The following is a 19130-nucleotide window of genomic DNA, read 5'->3' on the forward strand; positions in this document are numbered from 1 at the left end:
GCGACCAAGGCGCAGGAGGAGGCGCAGGCCGCGCGCAAGGCCGTCGAGCAGGCCACGGCGAGCGCCTTCCAGGCCAGGACCGCGGCCGAGGAGGCCAAGAAGGCGGCGGCCAAGGCCGAGGAGACCGTCGGGAAGGCCGCGCTGGAGGCCTCGGCGTCGCGGATGCTCGCGGACGAGGCGCAGCTCAGCGCGCACCAGGTGACGGTGCGGCTCGACGAGATCACCGGGCTGCTCGCGGCCGAGCGCAGCCGGGCGGGCATGCCCGCGTTCGCCATCACGCCCGGTGCGCCGGACGAGTTCCGGCTGAGCTACTCCGGCGGACCCGCGGTGATCGAGCAGCTGACGGTCTCGGTGGTGCCGGGGAGCCGGGTGCTCGGGTTGTCGCAGCACGACGAGCCGCCCGTGGAACACCTCGACGTCGGACCGCTCCACACCGGGTCGGCCATCACGTTCCGCGCCGCCACCGGGCAGCGGGCCAGCGCGGTGTTCCAGGTGAGGGCCGAGCCGTGGGAACCGGTCGTGGTGCGCGCCGAGTGATCGTCCAGGTGGCCGGCGAACCGTGCGAACGGGGAAGTGGCGCGGCTCGTACCGGCTGACGCTCGGCGACCGCGGTGCCGCGGGAGTCGCGGAGGTCTTCCGCGACGTGCTCCGCTCCCAGAGGTGCGGGGTGCCGGCCACGAGGGCACCCGCGTGGGGCTCGCGCTCGTAGCCGGCCTGGAGCCGCCGGTCAGTACACGGGGCCGGTGAACTTCTCGCCCGGTCCCTGACCCGGCTCGTCCGGCACCGCGGACGCCTCGCGGAAGGCGCGCTGCACCGACTGCAGCCCGTCCTTGAGCGGGGCGGCGTGCGGGCCGAGGTACTCCGAGGTGGCCGTGACCAGGCCGGCCAGGCCCGTGATCAGGCGGCGGGCCTCGTCGAGGTCGCGGCGCGGGGAGTTGTCGGGGTCCGGGTCGGCGAGGCCGAGGCGCTCGGCGGAGGCGGACAGCAGCATCACCGCGGCCCGGCTGATCACCTCGATGCTGGGGACGTCGCCCAGGTCGCGGATGTCGTCTTCAAGCGGATCGGTCACGCCCACATTCAAGCAAGGGCCCTGGCAGGACCGACGTCACAGGCCGCGATTCGGGGGTTGACAAGAGCGTCTGCTAGTATTTCCGACGCGACCAGCTCTCGTTAGTGCGAGAGCGGCAAGTGGAGCCCCGCTCCCACCCGCGATCACCGCTTGTTGAGGTGGCCGGGTCCGGTCCTCCTGGCAGTCAGGCGCACGGGCGTCGGACGGTGCAGGTTTGTGATCGGTCGGAAGCGGGCCCTGTCGTCGACATCGACGACGGGGCTCTTGTCTTTGGCGCAAACGAGTCTCAAAGGACGTGAATGACAAGTCCCTCGAACCGCGGTGCTCCCGTCAGCACCGAGCCGCGCATCAACGACCGCATTCGGGTGCCGGAAGTTCGTCTGGTCGGGCCGAATGGTGAGCAGGTCGGGATCGTTCGCATCGAGGACGCGCTCCGACTCGCGCAGGAAGCGGATCTCGACCTCGTCGAGGTCGCCGCTCAGGCTCGCCCGCCGGTCTGCAAGCTCATGGACTACGGCAAGTTCAAGTACGAGACCGCGCAGAAGGCCCGCGAGTCGCGTCGGAACCAGCAGCTGACGGTCATCAAGGAGCAGAAGCTCCGCCCGAAGATCGACCCGCACGACTACCAGACGAAGAAGGGCCACGTGGCCCGCTTCCTCTCGCACGGGAACAAGGTCAAGGTGACCATCATGTTCCGCGGTCGTGAGCAGTCGCGCCCCGAGCTCGGCTACAGGCTTCTGCAGAAGCTGGCGGAGGACGTCGCGGAGCTGGGCTTCGTCGAGTCGAACCCCAAGCAGGACGGCCGCAACATGATCATGGTGTTGGCGCCGCACAAGAACATCAAGCCGCGCGTGGTCAAGCACGACGACGACGCGCCCGAGGCGGACACCGCTTCGGACGAGGCGTAGGACGCACGCCCGCCCCCGACCCGGTGGGTGCACGAGACGAGGACGGAAATGCCGAAGAACAAGACGCACAGCGGGACCTCGAAGCGCTTCAAGGTCACCGGCAGCGGCAAGATCCTCCGGGAGAAGGCCGGCAAGCGCCACATCCTGGAGAAGAAGTCCAGCAAGGTGACGCGTCGCATGAGCGGCACCGCGGTCGTGTCGGAGAACGACGCCCCGCGCATCAAGAAGCTGCTCGGTCTCTGACCCGCTTCGACACCCCCAGCTAACTCGGGAAACCGGCCCCCGACGCCGGTTTCCCATGAGATCGACAGGATGGACCCGTGGCACGCGTCAAGCGGGCTGTAAACGCCCAGAAGAAGCGTCGTACCACCCTTGAGCTGGCGAGCGGTTACCGCGGCCAGCGCTCGAGGCTGTACCGCAAGGCCAAGGAGCAGGTGCTCCACTCGCTCAACTACGCGTACCGCGACCGCCGTGCGCGCAAGGGCGACTTCCGCAAGCTGTGGATCCAGCGCATCAACGCCGCTGCCCGCGCGAACGGGATGACCTACAACCGCCTGATCCAGGGCCTGCGCCTGGGCGGCGTCGAGGTCGACCGCAAGATCCTCGCGGACCTCGCCGTCACCGACGCCACCGCTTTCGCGGCGCTGGTCGAGATCGCCCGTGGCGCGCTCCCGACCGACGTGAACGCTCCGGCCGGGGACAAGGCCTGAGCCAGCACGTCAGCGGGCACAACCGACCCGAGGCAGCTCCGTTCACCGAACGGACGCCTCGGGTCGTTGCTGCTCGCCACCTGACCCGCCGCCAGGGCCGCGACAAGGCAGGCCGTTTCCTCGTCGAGGGCGCCCAGGCCGTGCGCGAGGCACTCGCCTGGACCTCCGGCGAGGTGCACGAGCTGTTCGTCACGGCGACGGCCGCGGAGCGCAACGCCGACCTGCTGCGGTCCGCCTCGGACAGGGGCATCCGCATCAGCGAGGTAGACGACAAGGCCGCCGCCTCGTTGTCGGAGACCGTGACGCCCCAGGGCCTGATCGCGGTCTGCGACGTCGTGCCGCAACCCCTCGAAGCCGCGCTGCGGGGCACCCCGCGCCTGGTCGCCGTCCTGCACGGCGTCTCCGACCCCGGCAACGCGGGCACCGTCACGCGGGTGGCCGACGCGGCCGGCGCCGACGCGGTGATCTTCGCGGGCGACACGGTCGACCCGCACAACGGCAAGTGCGTGCGCGCCTCCACCGGCTCGCTGTTCCACCTGCCGATCGCGCGGTCCCGGGACGCCGACGAGGTCTTCGCCGCCTGCCGCGCGGCGGGCCTGAGGCTCGTCGCCGCCGACGGGTACGCGGAGCACGACCTGGTCGAGGCCTCCGCGAAGGGCGAGCTGGAGCACCCCACCGCGTGGGTGTTCGGCAGCGAGGCGCACGGCCTGCCCGACGACGTCGTGGCGAAGCTCGACACCTCGCTCAAGGTGCCGCTGTACGGCGCCGCCGAGAGCCTGAACCTCGCGACGGCGGCCGCCGTGTGCCTCTACGCCTCCGCGCGGGACCACCGGAATTGAGCTGACGGGTCACGGGCGCGCGGCTACTGTGCGCCCGTGCGCGAACCCGAGATCGAACTCCTGTGCTCCCAGCTGGCCGCCTACTACGTCTTCCCGGACGTCGCCGAAGAGATCGCGAAGGTGCTGCGGAGCCGTCTGCTCGAAGGCGCTTACTCCGATGTGGACGACGACGCGGAGTTCGCGGCGCTGGTGACGGCGGACCTCCAGAGCGTCAACGGCGACAAGCACCTCCGCCTGCTCCACAGCGCCGAAGAGGTGCCCGAGACCGGCGAGGAGTCGGCCTTCGACCCGGTGGCGTACCGGAAGGAGGCCGAGCTCGACGCGTTCGGCATCCACAGGGTCGAGCGGCTGGAAGGCAACGTCGGCCTGCTCGACCTGCGCCTGCTGCACGGCGCCGAGATCGCCACGCCGGCCTACGTCGCCGCGATGAACCTCGTCGCGCACACCGACGCGTTGATCATCGACCTGCGCAACAACCGCGGTGGTGACCCGCACACGGTCGCGTTGGTCTGCAGCTACCTGTTCGACGAACCGGTGCACCTCAACGACATCTACAACCGCCCGGACGACACCACGCGGCAGTTCTGGACGCTGCCTCACGTGCCGGGCCCGAAGTTCGGCGGCAAGAAGCCGGTCTACGTCCTCACGAGCAGCCGCACGTTCTCCGGCGCCGAGGAACTGAGCTACAACCTGCGGCAGAACGAGCGCGCCACCCTCATCGGCGAGACCACGAAGGGCGGAGCGCATCCCGGCGACCGCTACCGGGTCGGCCCGCACCTCAAGTCCGCTGTGCCGAACGGACGCGCGATCAACCCGGTCTCCGGCACCAACTGGGAGGGCGTGGGAGTGGTCCCGCACATCCAGGTGCCCGAGGACGAGGCCTTCGAGGTCGCCTACGAGAAGGCGACCTCGAAGGCGGAGTAGCTAGTCCAGGCGGGCGGTCAGCTCGCGCACGAGCGGATCGGTGCCGGACGGCTTGTTCTGGCGCCGCAACGCCTCCGACAGCATCGACAGCACGTTGGAGACCTGGTGGTCGTCGGGCAGCAGCGATGCGGCCCGGCGCGCCTCCGCCTCCGCTCCCTCGGCGTCGTCGGCGTTGAGCAGCACGTGCGCCGACTTCAGCACCACGAACACCCGCCAGCCCTCGTCGCCCAGCGACACCACCAGGGCCTCGGCCTCGCGGTACTGCTTCATCGCCAGCGCGAACTCGCCGACCTGACCGTGCACCCAGGCGCGGATCGCGGCGATCTCCGCCCGCCGGCGCGTGACCTCCTGCTCGTCGTCGAGCAGCGGCAGCAACGCCTCCGCCTCGTCGACGGCCGCGCGGGTCTCGGTCACCTCCTCGTCGGGCAGGTTCGACGCGAGCTCGACCAGCGAGCCGATCGCCTCCGAGAGGTTGCCCTCCTGCTGCCACAACGCGGCGCCCGCGCGCCAGGACGCCGTCGCCTCGTCGTGCTTGCCGAGGCCGCCCTGCACGGACGCGAGCGCGTCGAGCAGGAACGCCCGGCGGCCCGTCTCCTCGGGCGGCAGCAGTTCGGTGGCCTCGCGCAGGTACCGTTCCGCGGCCGGCAGCTCGCCCAGCTTGCGGCACACCTGCCCGAGCCGGAACACCACCTGCAGCCGCAGGTCCTCCTGACCCTCCTGCAACAGCCGCAACGACTCCTCGAGGACCTCGGCGGCCTCGACGAACCGGTCCGTCTGCACGTACCCGCCGCTCAGCGCGAAGCAGAAGTGCGCGGTGTGGCCGGGGGTGAGGTGCACGCGCGAGATCGCCACGGCCTCGCGGAGGTCGCCCAGGCAGGCACCCTCCTGGTCGAGCTCCTGGATCGCCGCGACCTGGTACCAGCGCGCCTCGGAGGACTCGGGCAGCGGGAACGCCGACACGTACTCGCGGGCCGTCGCGATCGCCTCCGGGACCTTGCGCAGGACGGTCTCCAGCCGCAGCTTCAGCCGGTAGCCCTCGAAGCGGGCGTTCGGCCGCAGGTCACCGGACATGGCGTCGAGGACGTCCGCGTACGCGCCTTCGAGGTCCTGCTGCCGGGCCCTGTGCTCCGCCGCCTCGACCAGGACCCTGCCGCGCAGCTCCGGAACGTCCAAAGAGGACGCCAGTGCGAGCATCTCGCCCGCCTCGTCGTGCGCGTGGTCGTTGTCGAGCAGCTCGGCCAGCGTCAGTGCGGCGACCGTCCTGGTGTAGTCGGACGTCGCCTCGGCGAGGCACCTCTCGGCGATCTCGCGGCCACCTTCGAGGCCCATCGCGAGCCGCGCCTGGTACCGCAGTGCGAGGTCGGCGGGCAGCGCGGCCAGCAGCCGGTCGAAGGCCTCCCCGTCGAACGGCACCAGCCCGGTCGTCATCCGCCGGATGGCCGCGTGCGCCGCGAGATCGGGCGGCAGCAACGGGTCCATGTCTGCGGGCAGCGAGTCGAGCATCCGCCGCGCCTTCACGAAGTCGCCCTGCTCGTACAGCGCCAGCATCGACTCGGCGATCTCCACCGGGTCACCGGTGATGGGCGGCTCCTCGGCGGGAGCGGCCACGGGCGCCGACGGCACCGCCAGTTCGACGGCGGGGTAGTCGGCCTGCTCGAGCGCCCTGGTCACCCGTTCGACCCACACCGGCGTGCCGTTGCGCTCGTCGAACTGCTTCGCGAGCTGCACGGCCCGCTTCGACAGCCGGTCGAGCAGCTCGGCGGCCGTCCGCGTGCCGACGGCCGGGACCTCGAAGACCGTGTCGGCCGGGAGGCGTTGCAGCAGAACGGAAGCGCACTCGGCGAACGACATCTCGTCGGCGGGCAGCTGCGTGGCCTTCACCTTGTGCAACGACCGGCGCAGGATGTCCTCGCCGCGCGAGAGGTTGCCCGTCAGCGCGCAGAACCGGATGTGCTCGTGCACGTACGAGGTGATCTCGTCGTCCTTGATCAACCGGTACGCGGTCGTGTGCGCGTGCGCCGCCTTCTCGACGTCGCCGATCTCCAGCAACGGCCACAGCAGCGCGGTCAGGATGCCCTGCGGCTGCGTCGCGCAGCCGCTGTGGCCCGACAGGCCCTCCCAGCCGTGCGCGGCGGCCTCCTGGTGACGGCCGAGGCGGGCGAGCATCCAGACCTGCTCCTCGATCACGCACGCCTCGCAGTCCGCCATCGGCCCGCGTTCGGTGGCGAGGTAGCGCCCGAGGTGCTCGGCGAGCCCGGTCATGTCACCGACGTGGTAGGCGTACTCGGCACGGGCGCCGTGCACCGGCTGCACGGAGAAGCCGAGCTTGGCGTAGCGGTCCGCGAGCTGCCCGATCACGGCCCGCAGCTGCTCCAGCGAGAACCGCGGGTCGCGGCGCAACCCCGTCGCGATCCACTTGTGCGACCAGTTGAGCGAGTGGACCTCGTACTCGTTGAACGCCTCCGGGTCCTTCTCCTCCGCGGCCCGCGCCCACGCGAACGGCGCGAGCATCAGGTCGTAGCGCGACAGGTAGTACGCCGAGTCGATCATCGCGATCCGGCACGAGACCCCGAGCGGCAGGTGCCCGAGCGCGTCGGACATCCGCGCCACCCGTTCCAGCGCCTCGTGCTTCGGCATGCCCGTCGGCATGTTGTACGCGTCGAGGAACGCTCTTTCCGCGTCCTCAGCGGTGAAGTCGGCCATGTTCACTTGCCCCCAACGGCGCGGTCGAGAAGTTCCAGGAACGAGCGGTTGAGCGCCGCCGTGTCCTTCGGTCGCATCGCCCTCCGAGCCTGCAGGACGGCGTGCACGTACAGGGATTCGAGCGTCAGCTCCACGAGCGACGGGTCGTTCAGCCGCGACAGCCGCTGCACCAGCGGGTTGCGGCAGTTGAGCACCAGCTGCTCCGGCCGTGACGACGACGAGCCCGCGGTCAGCTGCCCCAGCAGCTCCGCCCACAGCGGGTCCGCCACCTCCTCGGCGGTCTGCTCGGTGTCGAGCTTGCGCTGCTGCTCGGCGTTGGTGATCAGCAGCGCGGGCAGCGAGACCGGGTCGAAGTCGCGGATCACCGCGTCGCAGTCGTGCCGGTCCAGGGCCGCCGCTCCCTCGGACAGCCGCAGCCGCAACGCCGTCTCGATGCCGGGTTCCGGATCGGCGAGCGCCGCCAGCAGTTCCGTGGGCGCGACCCGGCGCGCGACGGACGTGCCGTCGAGCGCGCTGAGCCGGTTCAGCAGCTCCAGGTCGTAGGCGTAGCCCGCGTTGACCAGGCCCAGGCCCTGCGCGGCCGCGACCGGCGCGAGCTGGTGGAACTCGTCGACGTCCGGGATGTAGAGGATCGCGCCGTGCTTGCGCTTGAACTGCCGCAACGGGATCGGGCCGTCGGTGGTCTCGAACGGCAGCCAGCGCTCGACCAGCCGCAGCATCTCGTCGTCCGAGCGCGCCAGCGACTTGATGCCGAGGTGGTGCGCCGCGAGCAGCTCACCGGCGCGGCGCGGCTCGAGGGCGTCCAGCCTGATCAGCCAGTCGCGGATCTGCTCGCCCAGCTCCTCGCGCACCGCCAGCAGCATCTCGTCCTGGTACAGCGACTCGCGCGACGCCGTGGGCCTGATCGCGGACGCGTCGACCACGCACCGCACGAAGTACGCCCAGTCCGGCAGCAGGCCCTCGACGTTGTCGCCGACCAGCATCCGCTTCAGGTACACCCGGTGCGTCTGGCGCGTCCCGGGGTGGACACCGGACGGCAGCACGAACGCGACACCGGTCAGGCCCGCCGCCTCGACCTCGATCGGGATCGCCTCGAACGGCGTGAACCCGAAGACCTGCTCGCAGTACTCGGAGAGGTCGGCCTCCTCCGCGCCATCAAGGCTGTCCCACGGGCGCACCCCACGGGTCACCCGAGCGCCGTCCAGGGTCACCGCGGCCGGCAGCAGGTCTCCGTAGTCCACCACCAGCGGCCGCACGACGTCCGCTTCGAGCCAGTGCTCGTTGCCGCGTGACGCGCTCATGCTCACCGTCGTGCCGACCGGCACGTCACCGTCTACTGCGGACACCGTGTAGTTGCCCGAGGAATCGGCCTCCCAGCGCACGCCCGGCCCGCCGCGCGCGGACCGCGTGACCACCGTCACGGAGGAGGCGACCAGGAAGCACGACAGCATGCCGACGCCGAACTGACCGAGGAACCCCTCGCGGGCGAACCCCAGGTCGTCGCGCTTCGACGTGCGGCCGAGCGTGGACAGCAGCTCGTGGACCTCGGTCTCGGTGAGCCCCACACCGGTGTCGGTGATCGTCAGAACGGGACCGCAGGTGATCGTGACGTCGGCGGGGCACGACGGGTCCAGCTCACGCCTCGCCGTGATCGCGTCGACGGCGTTCTGCAGCAGTTCCCGCACGTAGACGCGCGGGCTGCTGTACAGGTGGTGGCTGAGCAGGTCGATGATGCCGCGCAGGTCGACGCGGAAGGTGTGCGACATGATGCCGCCATCCTAGGGACGGCGGCGGGCCCGTGCCGCCGTTTAACGGCAACGTCCGGAAGCAGCCGGCAGCGCACCCACTAGGATCGGCCTGCTGATTACCTGATGTCCCCTGTGTGGATCAAAACCTGGGAGCTGTCCGCCAACCATGTCCGGAGCCAACGACCCGTACGACCCGAAGCAGGTCGCGGCGCTGTCGGCCGAGAACCTCGACGCGGCCGTGCAGAAGGCCCGCGAGGCGTTCGCCGGAGCCGCCGACCTCGAGGCGCTCGCCGCGGTCAAGCCCGGCCACCTCGGTGACCGGTCGCCCGTCCTGCTGGCGCGCCGTGAGATCGGTGCCCTGCCCCCCAAGGCCAAGGCCGAGGCCGGCAAGCGGGTGAACGAGGCGCAGTCCGCGATCAAGACCGCGTTCGACGAGCGCTTCGCCGTGCTCCAGGTCGAACGCGACGAGCGCGTGCTGCGCGAGGAGTCCGTCGACGTCACGCTGCCCTGGGACCGCTTCCCGCGCGGCGCGCGCCACCCGATCACCACGCTCGCCGAGCGCATCGGTGACGTCTTCGTGGCCATGGGCTACGAGATCGCCGAGGGCCCCGAGCTCGAGACCGAGTGGTTCAACTTCGACGCGCTGAACTTCGGCAAGGACCACCCGGCCCGCTCGATGCAGGACACGTTCTACATCGCGCCGGGTGACTCGCAGCTCGTCCTGCGCACGCACACCTCGCCCGTGCAGGCCCGCACGCTGCTGGAGCGCGAACTGCCGGTGTACGTCGTGTGCCCCGGCCGGACGTTCCGCACCGACGAGCTCGACGCGACCCACACCCCGGTGTTCCACCAGGTCGAGGGCCTCGCGATCGACAAGGGCCTGACGATGGGCCACCTCAAGGGCACGCTCGACGCGTTCGCGCGCTCGATGTTCGGCGAGGACTCGAAGACCCGCCTGCGCCCCAGCTTCTTCCCCTTCACCGAGCCGTCGGCCGAGGTCGACGTGTGGTTCCCGGAGAAGAAGGGCGGCGCCGGCTGGGTCGAGTGGGGCGGCTGCGGCATGGTCAACCCCAACGTCCTGCGCGCCTGCGGCGTGGACCCGGACGTCTACTCCGGCTTCGCCTTCGGCATGGGCCTGGAGCGCACGCTGCAGTTCCGCAACGGCCTTCCCGACATGCGCGACATGGTCGAGGGCGACGTCCGCTTCACCCAGCCATTCGGAACGGAGGCCTGATCCGGTGCGCATCCCGGTCAGCTGGCTGGTCGAACACCTCGGTTTCGACGAAGTCCCCACGCCCGACGAGCTCGCCGAGGCGTTCACCCGCATCGGCATCGAGGTCGAGGAGGTGAGCCCGCTCGGTCCTGTGACCGGCCCGATCGTCGCCGGCCGCGTCGTCGAGATCGAGGAGCTCACCGAGTTCAAGAAGCCCATCCGCTACTGCAAGGTCGAGGTCGGTCCCGAGCAGACCAACCAGATCATCTGCGGCGCCACCAACTTCGTCGAGGGCGACTCGGTCGTCGTCGCGCTGCCCGGCGCCGTCCTGCCCGGTGGCTTCGCGATCTCCGAGCGCAAGACCTACGGCCGCGTGTCGCAGGGCATGATCTGCGCCGCCGACGAGCTCGGCATCGGCGACGACCACTCCGGCATCCTCGTGCTGCCCACCGGCACCGCGCAGCCCGGCGACGACGCCTTGGAGCTGCTCGGCCTGAACGACACGGTGCTCGAGCTCGCGCCGACCCCGGACCGCGGCTACGCGTTCTCGGTCCGCGGCCTGGCCCGCGAGATCGCCTGCGCGCTCGAAGTGCCGTTCGGCGACCCGGGCCTCGTCGAGATCCCCGAGCCCGAGGGCGAGGCGTGGCCGGTCACCATCGAGGACCGCGCCGGCTGCTCGCGGTTCGTGGCGCGCCGGGTCACCGGTGTCGACCCGACCGCGCCGACGCCGTGGTGGATGCGCCGCCGCCTGATGCTCGCGGGCATGCGCTCGATCTCGCTGCCGGTCGACGTCACCAACTACGTGATGCTCGAGCTCGGCCAGCCGCTGCACGCGTTCGACGCCGCCTCCCTGTCCGGGGCGCTGACCGTGCGCCACGCCCTGGCGGGGGAGAAGCTGACGACGCTGGACGACTCGGTGCGCGTCCTCGACACCGACGACATCGTCATCGCCGACGACTCCGGGGTCATCTCGCTGGCCGGTGTCATGGGCGGCGCGTCCACGGAGGTCGGCGACGCCTCGTCCGACATCCTGCTGGAGGCCGCGAACTGGGACCCGGCGTCCATCGCGCGCACGGTCCGCCGCCACAAGCTGCCGTCCGAGGCCGCGAAGCGCTTCGAGCGCACCGTCGACCCGGCGCTGGCACCCGTGGCGCTGGAGCGGGCCGCGAAGCTGCTCAACCACTACGCCGAGGGCCAGATCAAGCCCGGCCGCACCGACGTGGGCGCGGTCTCGGCGCCCGAACCGGTGTCGATGCCGATCGACCTGCCCGACCGCATCGCGGGCGTCCGCTACGCCCGCGGCGTGACGGCCCGCCGTCTCGGCCAGATCGGCTGCCAGGTCTCGGTGACCACCTCGGAGGAGGGCCAGACGATCGTCACGGCCGTGCCGCCGACGTGGCGCGCGGACCTCGTGCAGCCCGCCGACCTGGTGGAGGAGGTGCTGCGGCTGGAGGGCTACGACACGATCCCGTCCGTCCTGCCGCCCGCCCCCGCCGGTCGCGGCCTGACCGAGCAGCAGCGCCGCCGCCGCACGGTGTGGCGCACGCTGGCCGAGGACGGTTTCGTCGAGGTCAAGCCGTTCCCGTTCATCGACCCGTCGGTGTTCGACGCGTTCGGCCTGCCGGAGGACGACGTCCGCCGCAACACGGTCGGCGTGCTGAACCCGTTGGAGGCGGACAAGAACGTCCTCGCGACGACCCTGCTGCCCGGCCTGCTGGAGACGTTGCAGCGCAACCTCTCCCGGGGTGCCCGCGACGTCGCGCTCTACAACGTCGCCCAGGTGACGCTGCCGCGCGCCCAGCAGGTCCCGGTTCCCTCGCTCGGCGTCGACCGCCGTCCCACCGAGGCCGAGGTGGCCTCGATGCAGGCCGCGCTGCCGCAGCAGCCGCTGCACGTCGCCGGTGTGCTCACGGGCCACCGCGAGCTGGCCGGCTGGTGGGGCAAGGGCCGCCAGGCCGAGTGGTCGGACGCCGTCGAGGCCGCCCGCCGCGTCGGTGCCGCCTACGGCGTGACACTGCGCGTCGTGGCTTCGGACCTGCTCCCGTGGCACCCCGGCCGCTGCGCCGAGCTGCGCGTGGGCGACTGGCCCGTCGGCCACGCGGGCGAGCTGCACCCGAAGGTCGTCGAGAAGCTGGGCCTGCCCAAGCGGACCGTGGCGTTCGAGCTCGACCTCGACGCCCTGCCGCTCGACGACCACCGCCCCGCCCCGGTCGTGTCGGCGTACCCGCCGGTGCTGCTGGACGTGGCGCTCGTCGTGGACGCCTCCGTGCCGGTGCAGTCGGTGTCGGAGGTCCTCCGCGCGTCCGCCGGCGACCTGCTGGAGGACATCCGGTTGTTCGACGTCTACACGGGTGAGCAGCTGGGCGAGGGCAAGAAGTCGCTCGCGTACTCCTTGCGCTTCCGCGCCCCGGACCGCACGCTGACGGTGGAGGAGGCGACCGCGGCCCGCGACACCGCCGTGGCCGCCGCCGGCGAACGCCTGGGCGCGGCGCTGCGCGCCTGACCGGTCACACGCCGTGAGGCCCGAGATTCTTCCGGAATCTCGGGCCTTTCCGCGTCATGAGGCCTCCGACCTCCAGTCCGCGTACGCGGGTAGCCGATCCATGCCGGATGACAACAGTGCCGGCCGGGTCCTCGTTTTCCTGACTTGTGCACGCTGTGTAGTGGTTGAGCGTTCTTCAAACTTGGTGCCCCACCCACCGGGCACCACCCCAGGAGAACCCCATGCGCAAGCGCACCGCAGTCATCGCCGCAGTCGCCATCGTCGCCGTCGGCGGCGGCATCGCCTACGCGGCGTGGTCGAGCTCCGGCGCCGGTACCGGCTCCGTCGGTTCCACCGCCGACGTCAACTCGACGATCAGCGCGGTCGACGGCGCGGGCGGTCTGTACCCCGGCCACACCGTCAGCTTCCAGGTGACCATCGACAACCCGAACGACTACCCGGTCAAGGTCACCGGTATCTCCGCGGGCGCTTCCGCTCTCGTCAACGGGTGCGCTGAAGGCACCGTCACGAGCTCCGCGGTCACCAACCCGGCCGGCACGATCGCTGCCGGTGCGACCGGCACCTACACGCTCCAGGCGACCATGGACACCGACGCCGGCGACGCCTGCAAGTCCCAGTCGTTCACGATGCCGCTGACCGCGACGCTCTCCTCGGCTGCCTGAGCCATGCGCCGCGCCCTGGTCGTGCTCGCCGTGCTGCTGGTGCTCTCCCCGGTCAGCAGTGCGGCGAACAGCCCCGGCAAGGCCTTCACGATCGCTGACGCCGGCCCGGCGAAGGGGTTGGTCCCCGGTGGGACGGTGGTCCGCGAGGTGCGGGTCACCAACCCCGGCAACCAGGACATCAAGGTCATCCGGCTCGACACCTCGGTCGGGCGCCCCTCCCCGAACTGCCCGGCGAACGCCGTGACCGTCGCCCCGCTGGCGGCACCGGTCGTCATCGCCAGGAACAGGTCCGCCGACGTACCGCTGACCGTCCGCATGGCCGCGTCGGCACCGGACGCCTGCAAGAACCTCACCTTCCCCCTCACCTACTCGGGAACGGCGATCAAGCCATGATCAGCTACAAGGCACTCGTCCGTCGGCGGTCCGTGCGCCGAGGCGTCATCGTCTTCGCGGCCGCCACGGCCGCGCTCGGCTCGGGCGTCGCCTACGCGGCGTGGACGAGCTCCGGCACCGGCAGCGCCACGGCCACCGCGGCCACGGCGCAGGCCCCGGTGGTGACCGGCGGTGCGGTCACCACCGGTCTGCTCTACCCCGGTGCGACCGGCAACGCCGCCGTCAGCGTCAAGAACCCGAACGCCTACCCGGTGAAGGTCACCTCGGTCGCACTCGTGCCGGGAAGCGCGCTGGAGTGCGCGCTCGGGTTCGTCACGAGCGCCCCCATGACGCAGATCGCCTCCGGCGCCACCGCCACCGTGGAGCTGACCGGCGCCGTGACGATGGGCAACGCCGACAACAGCTGCCAGGGCAAGACCTTCTCCATCCCGGTCACCGTCACGATCGCGAGCGCGTGATGCGCACCGTGATCGCCGGAGCGGCGGTGCTGTGCCTCCTCGCGGCGCAGCCCGCCTCGGCGGCCTGGACCACCGGCGGTCAGGGAGCCGCCGGCGCCAAGGCCGGTCGGCTTGCCGCGCCCACCCCGACCTGTGCGAACAGGACGGTGCAATGGCCGGCGGTAGGCGGGAGTGCCACCTACGCCGTGCACTTCGCCAACGGCAACACCTACCAGCCCACGCCGGACGTCGTGACAAGCGGGACGACAGCCCAAGCGCCCGGCAGGGTCAACGTCCTCGTGAAGGCCGTCGTCGGCTCGTGGTCCATCTCGGCCGAATCGGCCGGGAAGATCTGTTCCTGATAATTCGCTCGATCGGCTGAATCCCGTTCGCCGGGATTTGGGATCAAACCAGCAGGTGGCGGCCCTGCGCGGCTGTCAAGGTGCCGAAAGTCCCTCATTACAAGGGGAAATCGGCGCCCGTCAGACGCTTGCGCAGCACGTCGAGCTTCTCCAAGATTGGCGACGCGGCCCACTGGGGCCGAGGGGCGAAGCGATGAACCACCGGGCGAGTTGGTCGCCGGTCCGGTGGGGAGCTAGAGGCGAACCCACCGCCTGGAGCAACAACTCTGGAGAGTTGCGCCATGCGTAATCTGGGTCCGCGCCTCGAGGTCGCCGTGTCCTTGACGATCCTCATGGTCGGTGCGGCGGTCGTGGCGGCCATGCACCTGACGTGGCCCGAACCCCGCATGCCCGCGATGGCGTACTCCGTGAGCAGCGGTGAGTCGGGGATGCAGCAGCTCAAGCCGTTCGAGATCAACGACATCTCCGGCGCTGCGGTGGAGCTCGAGCCCGGTGCCGAGGGTGAGCGCAAGGTGCGCCTGTCGAACCCGAACCCCGTCGTCATCATCGTCGAGAGCCTGTCCGCGGTGCCGGGGCAGCCGCTCGACGCCACGCAGCAGCGCGTCGAGGGGTGCCCGGCCGGGGTGCTGACCGTCGTGCCGCTCACCGACGTTGTGGAGATCCCCGCGGGCGGCGCGGTCGAGGTCACCATGAAGGTCCAGGTCTCACCGGACGTGCCGGCGGCGTGCGCCGAGCTCGTCTTCCCGCTCACCTACTCGGGCCGCGCCAAGCACGGCTAGAGGTGCTTGAGGGCCTCGCGCCGCGACAGCGGTGACAGACCCGGCCTCGCCTCGACGAACGAGCGCACCCAGTCCGGCTCGGTCTTCGCGAACTCGCGCAGCGCCCAGCCGATGCCCTTGCGCAGGAAGAAGTCCGGGTCGTCGGCGTTGGCGTCGACGCACGCGGTGAGCAGGTCCACGTCGGTCGCGCCCTTGAACCCGAGCTGGCAGATCACCGACGTCCGCCGCCGCCAGCGGTCCTCGTCGGCCGACCACTCCAGCACCAGCGGCCGCACGACCTCGGGTGCCGACCGCAGCAGCGGGCCGACCCGTTTCGACGCTATCTCGTCGACGTAGTCCCACCACGCGCCGGTCACGGTCATCTCGTCGAACCACGGCATCAGGTCGGCGGACTGGAATCGCCGATCACCGCTCAACGACAACGCGACGTAGCGTTCCTCGCGATAGGTCGCCTCGCGCCACAACGTCTGCACGGCGTAGAGCCACTCGTCCCGGTCCGGGATCACCGGCAGCGACTTCAGCAACGCGACCCGCGCCGGTTTCGGCACGCCCAGGAACGGCATCTCGGACTTCATGTACGCCTGCATCCCGGGCGCTTTCACCGGATCAGCGAGCTCCCGGAGTCCCGTTCGAACCGCGTCGATCAAGGAAACCTCAAGAGTCACGCCCAAACGGTATAGGCATTAGGAGTAGCGCTGTTGAGATTTATGGCCCCTTTGGTACCGAAAGTGCTAACGAACCCGCAAAACATCACTTGAACGGGGGTGACTGTGAACGGAAAGGACGCTTGACCCGGATACAGTTCGCGTTCATGCGCGTGCTCATGGTGGTGGCGGCGCTCGTGCTCGGCAGCATGGGTGCCACCAAAGCGGAAACGGTGGATTACCTCGATCTGCCGCTGGTCAACGGAAACGGTGAACAGCGGGGTGGAGTGCACCCCGATCTGCCGTACGACCGCGCCACGATCGAGCAGGCGCTGGCCGCCTATCGCGCGCGAGGCCTCGCGCCGGCGCGCTTCAAGGCGCTGTTGTGGCAGTACTGGATCGTCCGCGCCGCCGAGGACGCCGGGGTGCGGTTGTCCGAATGGGACCCGCAGCGCCCCGCCGAGCAGAACCGCTCGGTGATCTTCGCCGTCTACGACTTCTACGCGAAGCTCTACCTCACCCACCCGGACTCGTTGCGGTGGATGGGGTTCGCGAACATCGGCGCGCCGGCGTTCGCCGCCGGGATGCTGGACCTCGGTTCGGTGCCGGAGCTGCGCTGGTTCTCGACGATGCTGATGGCGATGCAGAAGCACATCTTCATGGACCTCGGCGCGATGCACGCCGCCTACCTGCACGGCGGGATCGAGGCGGTGCGGGAGATGCGCGACGCGGGCCTCGTCGACGCGGAGACCGCGGCGGCGTGGGCGGACCCGGCGCAGGCCGTCATGGAGTTCTCGTCCCGCGAGCAGAACCTGGTGATCGCGGGTCAGTTCAGCCGCATGCGGTCGCGGTTGCTGCCGCCCGGCGAGGTCGTCACGTACGCGATCACCGTCGCCGGTCCGATGCCCGTTCCCGGTGGCAGGACGCCCGCGCAGTACCGGCCGTTGTTCGGCGGCCCGCTGCCCGCGTTCAACTACGCGGACCGCGAAGCGCGCTGGGACTTCCTGAGCAACGACACGGTTCCGGCGTACGAACGCCTTTCCCGCGACGCCGTGCACAGGATCGTGCAGCGGCCGTTCGCGGACCGGGTCGCGGAGTACCGCGCCGCGGCCCGGCTGCTCGACCTGCTGCCGTTCCGCGGTTCCGGGGTGCAATCGCAGCCGTCGAAGTAGGCTGCTGACCATGACGTCGTACGACTACGACCTGATCGTCATCGGCTCTGGTCCTGGCGGCCAGAAAGCGGCGATCGCGGGTGCGAAACTGGGCAAGCGCGTGGCGATCATCGACAGGCAGGAGATGGTCGGCGGCGTCTGCGCGAACACGGGAACGATCCCGTCGAAGACGCTGCGCGAAGCCGTCATGTACCTGACGGGCATGAGCCAGCGCGAGTTGTACGGCGCGAGCTACCGGGTCAAGCAGGACATCACGATCAACGACCTGATGGCCCGCACGCAGCACGTGATCGGCCGCGAGGTGCAGGTCGTGCGTGCTCAGCTGCACCGCAACGGCATCGACCTGCTCAACGGGTTCGGCCGCTTCATCGACGAGCACACCGTGGCGGTGGACGGCAGCCACCGCGGCGACCACACGACGATCAGCGGTGAGTTCATCGTGATCGCGACCGGGACCACGCCGGCGCGTCCGTCCGTGGTGGACTTCGACGAGGAGCGGATCCTCGACTCCGACGAGGTCTTCGCGCTGAAGGAGATCCCGTCGTCGCTGGTCGTCGTCGGCGCGGGCGTGATCGGCATCGAGTACGCGTCGATGTTCGCCGCGCTGGGCACCCGCGTGACGGTCGTCGAGCAGCGCGAGCGGATGCTGGACTTCTGCGACCCGGAGATCGTCGAGTCGCTCAAGTTCCACCTGCGCGACCAGGCCGTCACCTTCCGCTTCGGCGAGAAGGTCGTGAACGTGCAGGTGTCGCAGGGCGGCACCATCACCACGCTGGCCTCGGGCAAGCGCATCCCGGCCGCCGCCGTCATGTACTCGGCGGGCCGCCAGGGCAGCACGGAGCGGCTGGACCTCGCCGCCGCCGGGCTCGAAGCGGACAACCGCGGCAGGCTGAGCGTCGACGAGCACTACCGCACGCCCGTCGAGCACATCTACGCCGTCGGCGACGTGATCGGCTTCCCGGCGCTCGCCGCGACGTCGATGGACCAGGGCCGCCTGGCCGCGTACCACGCGTTCGGCGAGCCGGTGCACGAGCTGACCGCGCTGCAGCCCATCGGCATCTACACGATCCCGGAGATCTCCTACTGCGGCGCGACGGAAGCCGAGCTCACGTCGTCCGCGGTGCCCTACGAGGTGGGCATCTCGCGGTACCGGGAGCTGGCGCGCGGCCAGATCGTCGGCGACGCCTACGGCATGCTGAAGCTCCTGGTGTCCACTGTGGACCGGAAGATCCTCGGCGTGCACGTGTTCGGCACCGGTGCCACGGACCTGGTGCACATCGGCCAGGCCGTGATGGGCTGCGGCGGCACGGTGGACTACCTGGTCAACACCGTCTTCAACTACCCGACGCTGTCCGAGGCCTACAAGGTCGCGGCTCTGGACGCCACGAACAAGATCCGCGCGTTGGACCGGTTCACGACCGCGTGAGACCGGCGTCGTGGGCGACGATGGCGGCCTGCACGCGGTTGGCGCACTCCAGCTTGGGCAGGATCCGGCTGATGTGCGCCTTCACCGTGCCGGTCGCCATGTAGAGCTGTTCGCCGATCTCGGTGTTGGACAGGCCCTCGCCGACGAGCCTGAGCACGTTGCGCTCGGTCTCGGTGAGGGTGTCGATCCTGGCGCGCGCGGCCGACCCCCTGTCGGGCTCGGTCAGGTGCTTCTCGATCAGCCGCCGGGTGATCTGCGGGGCCAGGATCGGCTCGCCCGCCGCGGCCTTGCGGACCGCGGTGATCAGCTCGTGGGGCGGGGTGTCCTTGAGCAGGAAGCCCGTCGCGCCGACCTTGAGCGCCTGCGCCACGTAGGCGTCCTCGCCGAACGTCGTCAGCATGACGACGCTGGCGGACCCGGCGATCTGCTCGGCGGCCTTCAGCCCGTCCCCGCCGGGCATGCGGATGTCCAGCAGGGCCACGTCGATCCGGTGCCGCCGGGTCAGTTCCACCGCCTGCCTGCCGTCGCTCGCCTCGGCGGCGACGGTGATGTCCGGGTCGTTCTCGAGGATCAGGCGGATGCCGGCGCGCATCAGGGTTTCGTCGTCGGCGATGAGAACTCGGATCACGAGCAGCAGC

At 70.6% G+C, this 19130-nt stretch carries 21 protein-coding genes; 16 read left to right on the forward strand and 5 right to left on the reverse strand.

All coding sequences use genetic code 11. The features are described from left to right. Together L6E10_RS26425 and L6E10_RS26430 are read left to right on the forward strand one after the other, a co-directional pair. Positions 1–537 (forward strand): hypothetical protein (locus L6E10_RS26425; RefSeq protein ID WP_236222447.1); only part of this gene is annotated, 537 nt, incomplete at its 5' end. Between the two features lie 22 nt (positions 538–559). Further along, the gene (locus L6E10_RS26430) at positions 560–709 is read left to right on the forward strand and encodes a hypothetical protein (protein ID WP_236222449.1); all 150 of its coding nucleotides are present in this window, start codon (positions 560–562) and stop codon (positions 707–709) included. Between the two features lie 18 nt (positions 710–727). Here the strand turns inward: L6E10_RS26430 and L6E10_RS26435 are convergent, their stop codons facing one another. Further along, on the reverse strand, positions 728–1069 hold the full coding sequence (locus L6E10_RS26435) for a DUF1844 domain-containing protein (RefSeq protein ID WP_090096082.1): 342 nt from the start codon (positions 1067–1069) through the stop codon (positions 728–730). Between the two features lie 299 nt (positions 1070–1368). On the opposite strand from L6E10_RS26435, the gene infC reads away from it, so the two are divergent. From infC to L6E10_RS26460, 5 genes are all read left to right on the forward strand, one after another. Beyond that, positions 1369–1977, forward strand: a complete 609-nt coding sequence (gene infC, locus L6E10_RS26440; RefSeq protein ID WP_236222451.1) for a translation initiation factor IF-3 — start codon at positions 1369–1371, stop codon at positions 1975–1977. A 48-nt stretch (positions 1978–2025) separates the two neighbouring features. Continuing rightward, positions 2026–2220: a 50S ribosomal protein L35 gene (gene rpmI / locus L6E10_RS26445; protein ID WP_086663968.1), complete on the forward strand. Its 195-nt coding sequence runs from the start codon at positions 2026–2028 to the stop codon at positions 2218–2220. Positions 2221–2297: 77 nt separating this feature from the next. Then, a complete protein-coding gene (gene rplT, locus L6E10_RS26450; RefSeq protein ID WP_236222453.1) occupies positions 2298–2687 on the forward strand; it encodes a 50S ribosomal protein L20 in 390 nt (129 codons plus the stop codon). After that, positions 2684–3526, forward strand: a complete 843-nt coding sequence (locus tag L6E10_RS26455; protein ID WP_236222503.1) for an RNA methyltransferase — start codon at positions 2684–2686, stop codon at positions 3524–3526. Before rplT ends, L6E10_RS26455 begins: the two co-directional genes overlap by 4 nt. Positions 3527–3562: 36 nt before the next feature. Then, complete coding sequence (locus L6E10_RS26460) at positions 3563–4450, forward strand: S41 family peptidase (protein WP_236222455.1); 888 nt, start codon at positions 3563–3565, stop codon at positions 4448–4450. Here the strand turns inward: L6E10_RS26460 and L6E10_RS26465 are convergent, their stop codons facing one another. Continuing rightward, entirely contained in the window at positions 4451–7153 is a 2703-nt protein-coding gene (locus tag L6E10_RS26465; RefSeq protein ID WP_236222457.1) for a hypothetical protein, read from the reverse strand. A gap of 2 nt (positions 7154–7155) precedes the next feature. Then, positions 7156–8919, reverse strand: a complete 1764-nt coding sequence (locus L6E10_RS26470) for an HSP90 family protein (RefSeq protein WP_236222459.1) — start codon at positions 8917–8919, stop codon at positions 7156–7158. A 148-nt stretch (positions 8920–9067) separates the two neighbouring features. On the opposite strand from L6E10_RS26470, the gene pheS reads away from it, so the two are divergent. The 7 genes from pheS to L6E10_RS26505 all read left to right on the forward strand — a co-directional run bounded on the left by pheS (position 9068) and on the right by L6E10_RS26505 (position 15250). Next, positions 9068–10135 (forward strand): phenylalanine--tRNA ligase subunit alpha, encoded by a 1068-nt coding sequence (gene pheS, locus L6E10_RS26475; protein WP_236222461.1) that lies wholly within the window; start codon positions 9068–9070, stop codon positions 10133–10135. Positions 10136–10139: 4 nt separating this feature from the next. Then, positions 10140–12617: a phenylalanine--tRNA ligase subunit beta gene (gene pheT, locus L6E10_RS26480; protein ID WP_236222463.1), complete on the forward strand. Its 2478-nt coding sequence runs from the start codon at positions 10140–10142 to the stop codon at positions 12615–12617. 221 nt (positions 12618–12838) lie between these two features. Further along, a complete protein-coding gene (locus L6E10_RS26485) occupies positions 12839–13279 on the forward strand; it encodes an LEA type 2 family protein (RefSeq protein ID WP_236222465.1) in 441 nt (146 codons plus the stop codon). A 3-nt stretch (positions 13280–13282) separates the two neighbouring features. Then, positions 13283–13672 carry a hypothetical protein gene (locus tag L6E10_RS26490; RefSeq protein WP_236222467.1) on the forward strand — a complete coding sequence of 130 codons (390 nt, stop codon included), beginning with the start codon at positions 13283–13285 and terminating at the stop codon, positions 13670–13672. Then, a complete protein-coding gene (locus L6E10_RS26495; protein ID WP_236222469.1) occupies positions 13669–14130 on the forward strand; it encodes a hypothetical protein in 462 nt (153 codons plus the stop codon). The genes L6E10_RS26490 and L6E10_RS26495 overlap by 4 nt, the downstream gene beginning before the upstream one ends. Then, the gene (locus tag L6E10_RS26500; RefSeq protein WP_236222471.1) at positions 14130–14471 is read left to right on the forward strand and encodes a hypothetical protein; all 342 of its coding nucleotides are present in this window, start codon (positions 14130–14132) and stop codon (positions 14469–14471) included. Before L6E10_RS26495 ends, L6E10_RS26500 begins: the two co-directional genes overlap by 1 nt. Positions 14472–14752: 281 nt before the next feature. Further along, on the forward strand, positions 14753–15250 hold the full coding sequence (locus L6E10_RS26505) for a hypothetical protein (RefSeq protein WP_236222473.1): 498 nt from the start codon (positions 14753–14755) through the stop codon (positions 15248–15250). Here the strand turns inward: L6E10_RS26505 and L6E10_RS26510 are convergent. Then, positions 15247–15915, reverse strand: a complete 669-nt coding sequence (locus L6E10_RS26510; protein ID WP_308102884.1) for a DNA alkylation repair protein — start codon at positions 15913–15915, stop codon at positions 15247–15249. The two genes, L6E10_RS26505 and L6E10_RS26510, sit on opposite strands and share 4 nt — an antisense overlap. Before the next feature lie 146 nt (positions 15916–16061). On the opposite strand from L6E10_RS26510, the gene L6E10_RS26515 reads away from it, so the two are divergent. Then, positions 16062–17066: a hypothetical protein gene (locus tag L6E10_RS26515; RefSeq protein WP_236222477.1), complete on the forward strand. Its 1005-nt coding sequence runs from the start codon at positions 16062–16064 to the stop codon at positions 17064–17066. 10 nt (positions 17067–17076) lie between these two features. After that, positions 17077–18492: a Si-specific NAD(P)(+) transhydrogenase gene (gene sthA / locus L6E10_RS26520; RefSeq protein ID WP_236222479.1), complete on the forward strand. Its 1416-nt coding sequence runs from the start codon at positions 17077–17079 to the stop codon at positions 18490–18492. Here sthA and L6E10_RS26525 read toward each other — a convergent pair. Beyond that, positions 18479–19120 carry a response regulator transcription factor gene (locus L6E10_RS26525; RefSeq protein WP_236222481.1) on the reverse strand — a complete coding sequence of 214 codons (642 nt, stop codon included), beginning with the start codon at positions 19118–19120 and terminating at the stop codon, positions 18479–18481. The two genes, sthA and L6E10_RS26525, sit on opposite strands and share 14 nt — an antisense overlap. Positions 19121–19130: the final 10 nt, after the last annotated feature.

This window comes from Lentzea sp. CC55 (assembly GCF_021056325.1).
Classification (GTDB): domain Bacteria; phylum Actinomycetota; class Actinomycetes; order Mycobacteriales; family Pseudonocardiaceae; genus Lentzea; species Lentzea jiangxiensis.